Origin of the sequence: Staphylococcus intermedius NCTC 11048 (genome assembly GCF_002902385.1) — a bacterium.
Taxonomy (GTDB): domain Bacteria; phylum Bacillota; class Bacilli; order Staphylococcales; family Staphylococcaceae; genus Staphylococcus; species Staphylococcus intermedius.
The window spans coordinates 1-11,710 of sequence record NZ_PPQH01000039.1 but is presented as its reverse complement, the minus strand read 5'-3'; the positions used below and the strand labels follow the sequence as shown (position 1 = coordinate 11,710).

General features: G+C 37.5%; 10 protein-coding genes and 1 pseudogene. All 11 read right to left on the bottom strand.

The genetic code is table 11. From position 1 onward, the window contains the following. Positions 1-77 precede the first annotated feature (77 nt). A complete protein-coding gene (pgsA, locus tag CD138_RS08640; RefSeq protein ID WP_014614051.1) occupies positions 78-662 on the bottom strand; it encodes a CDP-diacylglycerol--glycerol-3-phosphate 3-phosphatidyltransferase in 585 nt (194 codons plus the stop codon). A 41-nt stretch (positions 663-703) separates the two neighbouring features. Continuing rightward, positions 704-1,099 carry a helix-turn-helix domain-containing protein gene (locus CD138_RS08635; protein ID WP_019167802.1) on the bottom strand — a complete coding sequence of 132 codons (396 nt, stop codon included), beginning with the start codon at positions 1,097-1,099 and terminating at the stop codon, positions 704-706. 19 nt (positions 1,100-1,118) lie between these two features. Further along, positions 1,119-1,964 (bottom strand): YmfK family protein, encoded by an 846-nt coding sequence (locus CD138_RS08630; RefSeq protein ID WP_019167803.1) that lies wholly within the window; start codon positions 1,962-1,964, stop codon positions 1,119-1,121. Between the two features lie 55 nt (positions 1,965-2,019). Beyond that, a complete protein-coding gene (gene ymfI / locus CD138_RS08625) occupies positions 2,020-2,724 on the bottom strand; it encodes an elongation factor P 5-aminopentanone reductase (protein ID WP_019167804.1) in 705 nt (234 codons plus the stop codon). Then, the gene (gene yfmH / locus CD138_RS08620; protein WP_019167805.1) at positions 2,721-4,010 is read right to left on the bottom strand and encodes an EF-P 5-aminopentanol modification-associated protein YfmH; all 1,290 of its coding nucleotides are present in this window, start codon (positions 4,008-4,010) and stop codon (positions 2,721-2,723) included. The genes ymfI and yfmH overlap by 4 nt, the downstream gene beginning before the upstream one ends. After that, complete coding sequence (gene yfmF, locus CD138_RS08615; protein WP_019167806.1) at positions 4,003-5,277, bottom strand: EF-P 5-aminopentanol modification-associated protein YfmF; 1,275 nt, start codon at positions 5,275-5,277, stop codon at positions 4,003-4,005. The genes yfmH and yfmF overlap by 8 nt, the downstream gene beginning before the upstream one ends. A gap of 33 nt (positions 5,278-5,310) precedes the next feature. Next, entirely contained in the window at positions 5,311-6,027 is a 717-nt protein-coding gene (locus CD138_RS08610) for a GntR family transcriptional regulator (RefSeq protein ID WP_019167807.1), read from the bottom strand. Positions 6,028-6,032: 5 nt separating this feature from the next. Next, a complete protein-coding gene (locus tag CD138_RS08605; RefSeq protein WP_019167808.1) occupies positions 6,033-8,399 on the bottom strand; it encodes a DNA translocase FtsK in 2,367 nt (788 codons plus the stop codon). 137 nt (positions 8,400-8,536) lie between these two features. After that, entirely contained in the window at positions 8,537-10,210 is a 1,674-nt protein-coding gene (rnjB, locus tag CD138_RS08600; RefSeq protein WP_019167809.1) for a ribonuclease J2, read from the bottom strand. Positions 10,211-10,946: 736 nt separating this feature from the next. Next, positions 10,947-11,234 (bottom strand): annotated as a pseudogene (tnpA, locus tag CD138_RS08590) (IS200/IS605 family transposase); the annotation flags it as partial. A gap of 170 nt (positions 11,235-11,404) precedes the next feature. Further along, positions 11,405-11,653: a hypothetical protein gene (locus CD138_RS08585; protein ID WP_096559762.1), complete on the bottom strand. Its 249-nt coding sequence runs from the start codon at positions 11,651-11,653 to the stop codon at positions 11,405-11,407. Positions 11,654-11,710 lie beyond the last annotated feature (57 nt).

Genomic DNA, 11,710 nt, shown 5'->3' with positions numbered 1-11,710 from the left:
CAATTTTGAAAAACGTCATATTGTAGGCAACATGGATAATTCATGTATTGCCATTATTTTTGAAATATGTACGCTAATTATTTTTTGTCTTGTAAAAATACGTCACGGCCTTTGTAAAAGTACTCAATACCAGAAAGCACTGTGAAAAACACACCGATGTATAGTAATACTTGTCCTAAGCTGAAACCGATCCATTGACTGAATGGTTCGCCTAATAAAATTAAAATCAATGCAACCATCGTCACGGCCGTTTTAATTTTTCCTAATTGACCCGCAGCACTCACAAATCCTTGTTCAATTTGCAATAAACGTAATCCTGTCACTGCAAATTCACGTGCAATGATGATTACTGCCACGACTGAATTCGTTAAACCAAGTTCAACGAGCACAATCAATGCCGCAGAGACAAGGAGTTTGTCAGCAAGTGGGTCTAAAAATTTGCCCATATTTGTGACGATTTGCCATTTGCGTGCTAAATAACCGTCTAAAAAGTCACTTAGCGATGCCAAAATAAAGATGATACCACTGATTAAAAATTCAATTCGAATCGGTTGTCCTCCCAAAAATGTCACTTGCCCCATTCCAAAATCTACAAGTGCAAATAACATAAAAATAGGGATTAAAATAACACGAAAGACGGTAATCTGATTCGGTATATTCATGTTTGCTCCTCTTTTCACTCAATCTATATCTGATGCTCTTATTATAACATAAGGGTCATGAGCACCCAAAGTACCGCTGTGACACCTGTCAATAAACCTATTAAAATGGCTACTTTTTTCGGTTGTTGATCTGTTTGTGTAAAATTCAACACCGCTTTTTGCTGTGCGATTTGTTCTAAAATGACATGTGCTTGACGTTGGACTGCAGGTAATTCTTCATTATGTTTCTCCATGAGTAAACGCCCATCAATATTGACAGACTGTGCATATTTTTGAATAAACCCACGAATGTGGTTCGGATGTTTAAACTGATCAAAACGATTTTGTTCAATATCCATAAGCGTCTCTCGTTGAATTTGTGTTCTCTTTTCTAATTCAGTTAGGGTCATACCTAAACGTTCTCTTTTGCTTTGTAATACTTCTCCAATGGTCCGCAACTGTCATTCCCCCCCATCGTTACAATGAACCGAAGCCATCACCAAAACCGTCACCAAAGCCGCCAAAAGTATCACCAAAATCTAAATTATTTTTACTTTTGACTGTTTTCTTCTTCATTTCTTCATATTCAATTTCTTGGTTTTCTTCAGCACGCAATTCGATAATGTAATCAAAATCATCCATAATATAGTCACTTGCTTCGACAAATAAATCTGGATGTTCTACCACTTTAACAGATGGCAAGGTCATGACTTCTTTCACGAGTTCCTGGTGTTTCGGATTCGTTTCTCTCGCTGTCACTGCCCCATCAATAATGTATACGTGATCTTTATCATATTCGCCTTTAATCAAAGAACTTCTCACTGTTTGCTTAATGAGCGTCGAACTAATGAACAACCATTTTTTGTGTGCAGAAACGCTTCCTGCAACAATGGACTCCGTTTTACCAACACGTGGCATCCCGCGAATACCGATCAATTTATGGCCTTCTTCCTTAAAGAGTTCTGCCATAAAATCGACCAGTAAACCTAAGTCATCTCTTTCAAAACGGAATATTTTTTTATCATGTTCATCTTGTTTGACATATCGTCCGTGTCTCACTGCAAGTCTATCTTTCAACTCAGGTTCACGTAAGACTCTTAATGAAATGTCATCAATTTCCTCTAATAATGTCTCAAACCGTTTAATTTTTTCTTCGCTATCTGATTTGATAATAAAGGCACGAATGGATTGATCAATCCCATTAATCGTTCCAATATTAATCCCCATCATCCCTAATAAACTCGAAACATCACCTAATAACCCTGCACGGTTCACATTAATTTGATATTCTAAATACCATTCGCGTTTTTCTCGTGTAATCATCAAAATCCCCCTTAATGTCGACAGTGGCGTTATCTTTAACTTCTATTATATCAAACTAACAATACCAACCACCATTAATACGTTGAACTGTGCCGGTGATACTTTGTGATAATGGCGATAACAAGAAGCGTGTCGCATGTGCAATTTCTTTAGGATCAATCCAATGATTTTGAGGCAATTCTTCTAACAATGCTTCACGTGCATCAATATCTAGTGCATCCGTCATTGTACCAGCGACGACACCAGGTGCAATCGCATTAACTGTCACTGATGTACGGGCTAATTCTTTGGCCAAGGATTTCACAAAACCAATTTGTGCCGCTTTCATACTAGAATAAATCGTTTCAAAACTTGTACCCGTTTCGCCCCAAATAGACGAAATGGCCACAACTCTACCATGTGGACTTTGAATGAGTTGGTTAACGAAATATTGTGTGATTTTGATGAAATGAAAAACATGCACTTGATAAGCTTCATGAATATCCGTATCCGTCATATCTTGCAGCATCCCAAATAAACTATGACCGCTCGCATAAACCAATACGTCTAGATTTTGGATAAAACCTAATTTTTCCTCTAGATTCACAGGTTGAGATAAATCGAGCTGCACAAATTGCACAGGTTGCCCTTGATACGCTTCCACCAATGTGGCTAACGGGGTTTGATGATACGTCACAATCACTTCATAACCATTTGAAAGAAGGTCATGCGTAATTGCACGACCTATTGTTCCAGATCCTCCGATGACGATTGCTTTCATGGCATTTTAATCTCCAAACGGCTATCGACAAGTGCATTCATATCCATACGACGGCGAACAGTTTCATTCATCGTATCTAACGTAATGCTATCGATTACATTTAATAATTCAAATAAACTCACACCGTCGAAATAAAACTTTGTGGATTGATTCGCAATATATTCCGGTGCATTTAAACTTGAAATGTATTCACCAATAAACTGACGCTTTAATAAATCAAAAGCATGCTGATCATCTAAAGTACCAATACGAGCATGTAATTCATCTAACAGCATCGTCTTTAACTGTTCAGGTTCTGTCGTTGCAGATGTAATGAGTGAAAAACTGTAGGTCGGTTCAATGACCGTTTGATAACTGAACGTATCATCAATTAAATCTTGGCTCAACAGCGACTGATAAAAATTCGTTTCTTCGCCATAGATCATCTCAAAGAAAAATGACATTTCGATATCTTCTTTGACACCTTGATGCAGTGGCATGTCATAAACTGGATGCTTTAAACCGAGCATGATTCTTGGTGATTGTATCGGCATCGATTCGACGACTTGAGATTCAACCACTTCGGACGTTTCACGTAACGGATCACGTACAATTTCTGGTTGTGCGACGATACCGCGTGCGTCTTCGTGCGTACGGACTAAATTTTCAATATGATCTGGATCAACATCACCTACGACAAATAGCACCATATTAGAAGGATGATAAAATGTTTCATAACATAAATATAAATCGTCTTTTGTAATTTCATAAATGCTCTCCACCGATCCTGCAATATCAACACGTACAGGATGCTCTTGATACATCGCACGTAACGTATTAAACATTAATCGGTATCCCGGTTGTTCTTGATACATTTTAATCTCTTCAGCAATGATCCCTTTTTCTTTTTCTACTGATGCTTCTGAAAAGTATGGTGATTCTACCATTTTTAATAGACGTAAAATATTTTCATCAATATGATTCGTTGCGCTAAATAAATAACTCGTGCGGTCAAAACTTGTAAACGCATTGACTTGTGCATCATGTTCAGCAAATTCGGTAAATAAGTCGCCTTCTTCTTTTTCAAACAATTTATGTTCTAAGAAATGTGCAACGCCATCTGGTACTGAAACAAATTCGTCAGCGCCATGGGGTTTAAAACGATGGTCTAATGAACCAAACTGCGTCGTGTATGTGACAAACGTTTTCTGAAAATCTTTCTTTGGGATAATGAAAAGATTCAAGCCATTCGCCAAGGTAGAATGATAGACCGTCTCATCGATTTGTTGGTAATATGTTTCATTCATTCGTATCATCCTCCTTTGTCAAAATATAAATCGTATCGAGATGGGCATTTTGACAGAGTCGTTGAATATCTTCGTGTTTCACCGCTTTGATACGTGCTTCATATTGTGCATCCGTTTCTGGGATTTCGAGCAACAATTGATTATGCATCATTTCAATCATATTTTTTGGACGGTCTTTGGATTCTTTACGTCCTGATAAAATGATTTTCTTCGCTAATTCCATTTTATCATCTGAAAATTCGCCTGCTTTAAATCGGTTAAATGCCTCGATAATCGTTACTTTCGCTAATTCGTAATCTTTAGCTGAAACACCACTCATCACAAATAGAAAGCCATTTTTACCATCAATTTGTGAATGAATCGAGTAAGCGAGACTCTTCTGTTCACGGACTTCATTAAATAATACTGAAGACGGATCACCGCCAAACATCATATTAAACACAAGCAATGCATAAAAATCTTTATCGCCATATTGCGTAGGAAAACGAAAGCCCATGTTTAATTTCGCTTGATCCACATTGTCTTGTTCAATCACTTCATTAACGGGTGCATCATGCTGGATATGTTGACCAAATTGTGTCACTTGATATGTAAAAGGTTGAATATTGAATTCTGATTGGATATGTTGAATGGTCGCTGCTTCCTCAACATTGCCTACTACATAAACTGAACAGTAGTCGTTGTCTAACATCGAGCGATATGTATGATAGAGATCTGTCGCTGTAATGCTGTCAATTTCACCAAGATCTCCTGCTGCCATATAACTGTATGGATGCTCACCAAACATATGCCTTAGTAAGCGTAAATAGGCAATTTGTGATTTATTATCTTCAATCGCTGTCAGTTTTTTCTTTAATAAACTTTTCTCTTGGTCGACAAATGTTTCATCAAAAGCACCATTTCGAACGAGTGGATTGAGAATGACCTCTTTCAATAATGCAATGCCCTTGTCGAACAATGGTTCATCATCTAACAAATAACGTTCATTCACGATTTCAAGTGTAACCGAAATAACGTGACGGTCTTTATACTTCGAGACGTAACTATTCACATACGCACCATACAATTCAGAAAGATATTGATTGAAAGCTTTATCTGTCGGATATTGTTGTGTGGCACGGACGAGTAACTTACTTAACAATGAACGCTGGGTCATCGTCTTTTTATCGAGTGGTGCCATGAATTTAAATATCATCGTTGTTGTTTTAAATTTGTTTGTGGATAAAACGGTGATACGTTGATCCGGGTGTTCTTGAAGTTGTTTCATGCAACTCCTCCTTTAACAATCGTTTTGATATACTTATAGACGTTTTCGAATTGTCCGAAACTTCACTAAGCTACTTTTAAAATAATTTAAAGAATAAAGTATCGGTGTACCGTCTTCTGTGTAATGAACTTGTTTCAATAACATCAAGCCATCTTGTGGGTCTGCTTCTAATGCATCTGAAATATAAGGTTCATAACTAATCGCTTCCATCTCAGTTTCAGCGTAAGCAATCGTTTGATGACTCTCGGCTTCAATCGCTTTTAAAATGGATGTTTGTTGATTATGTGTCCCAAAATGCGCCAACACATTTGTCGTGACTTTATCCAAACAATATACGACAGGCTGACCATTAGCTGTACGTATACGCTCAATCACTGTAATCTGTGAGTTCGGTTCTAATTGCATAATTTTACAATCGTCGAGAGAAGCCACTTCTTCATCAAGACTTAAAAATACCGTTCCACTTTCATAACCTTTATCAGAAATCATACGACCAATGCTCATCAATTCATCTAAAGGATAGAAAAACGGTTGTGGAATTTTCACACGCGCGCCTTCCTCAAAGTTTTGCGTAATAATTTGCTCTGTCACCAATTCATGAATCGCCACTTGTACATGATCTGTTGCGACATCAAGTCTACGTGCAATGGATAATAAACCTGGTAATGATTCACCAGGTTTGATGTTTTTTGCCTCTATTTCTTTAAGAATCCATTCTTTTACAATATTAACATCAGGATTTACAGACATATGAGTTACACCTCTCCCTCATTTAAATCAACTAAAATCTGTCTCGGTTTACTCCCTTTTTGTGGGCCAATCACTTGATTACGTTCTAAATCATCCATAATTCTTGATGCACGATTATAACCAATTCTAAACTGGCGTTGAAGCAGTGACGTACTGGCCTTTTGTTGTTCGAGCACAAACAAATACGCTTCTTTATATAGTGGATCATCACTTTCGCTTTCAGAGCTGCCTTCTGTTACCGCATCGGGCTCCATTTCTTTCACGTAATTTGCTTTTTGTTGGGCCACGACATAATCGACGACAGTTTGTACTTCTTGATCGCTTAAAAAAGCACCTTGTACACGCGTTCTCGTCGATCCACCATTTTTAATAAAGAGCATATCCCCTTTACCTAACAGCTTCTCAGCACCACCACTATCAATAATGGTACGCGAATCTGTTTGCGAACTCACCGCAAATGCGATACGTGTCGGAATGTTATTTTTAATTAAGCCCGTAATGACATCAACAGACGGACGTTGTGTCGCGATAATCAAATGTATCCCTGCAGCACGTGCCATTTGTGTTATACGCGTAATAGCAGTTTCAACATCTTTACCTGCTACCATCATTAAGTCAGCTAACTCATCGACAATCACAACAATATACGGTAGTAATGCCTCTTTTTCTGACAGTTCTTTATTTTTACGTGTAATAAAGTCATTATACCCTTCGATATTTCGCGTACCAGAATGCTGGAATAAATCGTAACGTCTTTCCATCTCTGCTACCACTTTTTCAAGGGCTTGTGCAGCTTTATGTGGATTTGTGACAACTGGCGTCAATAAATGTGGAATACCGTTATACACATTTAATTCTACCATTTTAGGGTCAATCATCATCAACTTCACTTCATGCGGCTTGGCATTCAACAAAATACTCGTAATGATTCCGTTAATACAAACGGATTTACCGCTTCCCGTAGAACCAGCGACTAACAAGTGTGGCATTTTATTCAATTCTGCAGTGACCGGTTCCCCTGAAATATCTCGACCTAATGCGACTTCCAACTTATTTTTCGCTGGAAACTTTTCATCCAACACTTCTTTTAATGTGACAATTGCCACTTTTTGATTAGGGACTTCAATACCCACAGCTGATTTACCTGGAATTGGCGCTTCAATTCGAATATCTTTCGCAGCAAGTGCAAGTGCAATATCGTTATGCAAATTGACAATACGACTGACTTTAACCCCTTGCGCCGGTTGCACTTCATATTGTGTCACGGCAGGTCCAATCTTAATTTGCGTCACTTTCGCATCAACACCAAAGTTTTTCAATGTCGTTTCGAGCAATTTACCTTTACGCTGCACTTCCGTTTTAGAAGTTGTTTGTTGATGCTTCGGTTCGTTCAATAACGAGAGTGGTGGGATTTCATATTGTTGATTTTCCGCTGCTCCCGCTTCTGTGATGCTGCCTTCTGATTCACTGGCCTCTACCTCATTGTGCGTTTGAGTTGCCACGTTATGGCGCTGTGGTGTATCAGATTGTGCCGGCGGTGTCGACTGTTTTTGTGCAGGTTGCTGACGCGGTGTGTCTACTTCTGTTGATTGATGTCCGAAAATGGGAATAGACGGATAATCTGTCGGTTCGTCTTCTTCAATATTAACTTCCGGAAAATCCGAAACATCTTTCGGCTCTATGGCACGTTGCTGTTCGCGTTCAAGTCGTTTTTGCTCTTTTTTCTCTTTTCTTGTCATACGGCGTTCAGTTTGATGCGCCTTCACCTTTTCGTATGACGATGTTGTAGATTGTTTAAACTGTTCCAACCATACTTTTGCGACATCACGATGACGCTTTTTCAGTAATAAAATACCACTTGAAACGAGTAATACAAGCGTGAGTAAGACCACCCCAGCTAGCGAGATAAGTGGCAATAAAAGATGTACAAGATAAAAACCGAACAATCCGCCACCAAATTGCATATGTTCCGTCGCGTCATAACTTTGGAACACGTAAGATAACACAGGCTCTCGTTGTGCCCTCATATCACCTGTCGCCATAAAATAGAGTTGAGCGACAAACAACAGCGCTATTTGCAACACAATCGATCCAGTTAATCGACGCGTTTTGGGTAATTTGCCGTTATAAGCGATGAAGCCAATCGCTAATAAGAGTAAAAAGTATGTAAGATAACGCGTTAAACCAAATAAGTAATTAAAAAAGCTATCAATGACCATACCCACGAGGCCGAGTTGAAATACACCTAACATTATGGCGATGACCATCACAATAGCGAGTATAAATCGAATAGGCGTATCATTTTGTTTCTTTTTCGAAGTACGCTTTCTATTGCGCGTCGTTTGGGATTTCCGTTTCTTGGTTTGCGCCATGCTTCGTCACCTTCTACTTTCTAAAAAATGATGTCATCAACCTGTATGATGAAAAAAGCGAATCTCCTCTTTAAAATGGCGTGGCTTTCAAAGAGTAAGATTCGTTTTCTTGTTTGAACTTCACACTGATTTTAAAACTAAATTTCTGAAATCACTGGAATAATCATTGGTCGTCTACGTGTGCTTTCAAAGAGTAACTTACTCACTTGGTCACGCATATTCTGTTTCATTTCAGACCATTCAATGCGCTTTTCTTGTAAGCCAGCTTCTACAATTTCACGTACCTTTTCCTCTGCTTCTTTAAGTAATGCTTCACTTTCACGAACGTATACGAACCCTCTCGATTGAATTTCAGGGCCAGCCGCAATTCTTCTATTCTTAGGATCAAGTGTAACGACAGCGATAAAAATACCATCTTCAGCAAGTAAATGACGGTCACGTAACACGATATTACCGACATCACCCACACCGATACCATCGATGAGTACATTACCTGCATTCACTTTTTCATTCAAGCTCATATCTTCACCATCATAATGAATCACATCGCCCGCTTCGGCTAAGAAGATTTTTTCAGGGTTTACACCTGCTTCACTCGCAAGTTTCGCATGTGCAATTTGCATTTTAAACTCACCTTGAATTGGAATGAAATACTCAGGTTTCATCATGTTGAGCATTAATTTCAATTCTTCCATACAGCCGTGACTTGAAGCATGAATTTTTTTGTTGTTCGGAATAATATGTGCACCCGCACGCACAAGCTCATTTAACGTATTACCAATAATGACTTCCATATTGGCTGAAGCAGTAATCGCAAGGAATACAGAGTCACCTTTTTGGATATTCATAATTTTATGTTTTTGACGTGCCATTTGACTCAATGCTTCTACAGGCTCACCTTGCATCCCTGTCGCAATAATGATCACTTCATTTTTCGGATAATTGTCAACTTCGCTCATAGGAATTAATAGATCTTTTGGAATGTTGAAATAGCCCATCTTACGTGCAATACTGAATGAACTTTCTAATGAACGGCCTAAAAATGATACTTTTCTATTTAATCTATTTGCGATATTTAACACTTGTTGAATGCGAATAAAGTTAGATGCATAACATGATACGATAAGACGGCCCGTCACTTTCGCAAACGCATCAAACATATGACTTTCAATGACGTTTTCAGGTGTGTTATAACCCGGTTTTTCAGCTTCAGTAGAATCGCTTAATAATGCGAAAACCCCTTCTTCACCTAACTCAGCCATTTTCTTCATATCTGGCGCATAATGGCCGTGTAAACTTTGGTCAAATTTAAACTCACCTGTATACACAATCGCACCATAAGACGTATGAATACATACACCTAAACTATCTGGAATACTATGTGTCGTATTAAAGAATGTAATATTCACACCTTTAAAACGCATGACAGATTCATTATTCACCACATAATAGCGAATTTTCTTATTAATTTGACGTGCTTTTAAGTTTTCTTTCACTAAACCAATCGTTAATTTAGAACCATAAACCGGTGCTTCGACTTGTTCTAAAATGTAAGATACTGCACCAATCGCGTGTTCGTGTCCATGTGTTAAGAAAATACCTTTTAATTTATGTTTATTTTCTAAAACGTATTGAATATCAGGAATGACAATATCAATGCCTAACATTTCATCTTCAGGGAACTTTAGCCCTGCATCAAGCATAAACATTTCATCATCAACTTCGACGATATACATGTTTTTGGCGATTTCTCCTACGCCACCGAGGGGGATAATGCGTATGTCTTTATTTTTCTTCTTTACTAAATTCAAAATTTTACCTCCTAATAAATATAGCCCGTCCATTTTACATTCATATTTTATTATAGTGGATTATGGAAACTCTGTACACTATTAAAGTGATTTGCGGAGGATGGTTTTTAGATGATGTCATACGACTGACATTGACGAAGATGGGACATAAAAATTTTTGATGCTATTGATCAAATGTTTTGTTTAACATACCCTCACAATGATTTGTGGTAAAAGATTGCCCTAATGACTTTGCGTTCTTCTCAGGACCTTTCTCAACTAGCCAACGATGATTGAACGATAACATACATGTGGTGTTGGCGGATTTTGGTAGCAGAACAGAAATCACCTGTGTAACAAAGATTTCGTCGTATTGCCCCCGTATGACTGACTAGACTTCTCAAAAATGAATGCATTGAGAAGCCAGACAGCCGTTGTTACTACAATAAAAGTACCGCAGATGAGACCTCTCCAAGTAAGATGTAGCTTCTTCTCACTTATGTCACTGCATCATTTACTATATAGAGCTCTGATATTATTGGACTTCATCTTGTTTAGTAGATTCATCCATTCTATATTTCCCTTGTATGATATTTCTGTTTGTCAGTGCTAGTGTTTGCGTTCCGACTTCCTTCATATTCCATTTCATAATGGACACCCTTGTCTTTCATTAGCAGTTCCTACAATCAAGCCTGTATCGGACTTTCAACGTCAAGGTGTTACCCATATCGAGCGCATAATCAAAACCACTCCTACATTTATATTTCAAATGTGCATATCTGTCATAAAATTTTAAACTACTTTTCCATTTTAAATAAACTACAAATTGAGAAACACTTAATTTTCGTGGAGTACATAATAACATGTGTATATAATCCTTACATGCTTCAGATTCTTTTATTTCTATATCTCTTCTTTCACATATTTGTCTCTGAATTAATCCTATATCTCTTTTTAAAATTCCGGATATTATTAGACTTCTATTTTTAGGTGCAAAAACTATGTGATAATTACAATTCCATTTTGTACGTGTTTCGTTAGACATTTTAGTATCTCCTCATGCATATAATATTGGGTGACTGACTAAATATTATTCTAGCATGTTGAAATAACTATTTTAATACAACGGTAGAACCATTCCAAAACCATGCGCTCAGTGTATGATTTGCGTTTATTCACATAAAAAGCACATACAATTTCGTATGTGCTTAAATACTATAGTAATTTAAATATTTCCCTTTGAGCTCGAGAAATAGTGTAAATCATTTTACTCAATTCATCATTCGAGTAACTATCAATATTTTTAGAAATATTTTCCAAATATAATGATAAAGTTCCAGACTGCGAACGTGCTTCAGAAATATCCCACTGTTCATACGCATTTCTAGCAGCTTCTTTTGTAATCTTACTAAAATAATTATATATATCCGTTGAAACAGACATAATATCATCATATTCGTGCACTTTTATCACCCCTTTAAATTAATATTAAGATAAATAATAACAATATAAATATAATTC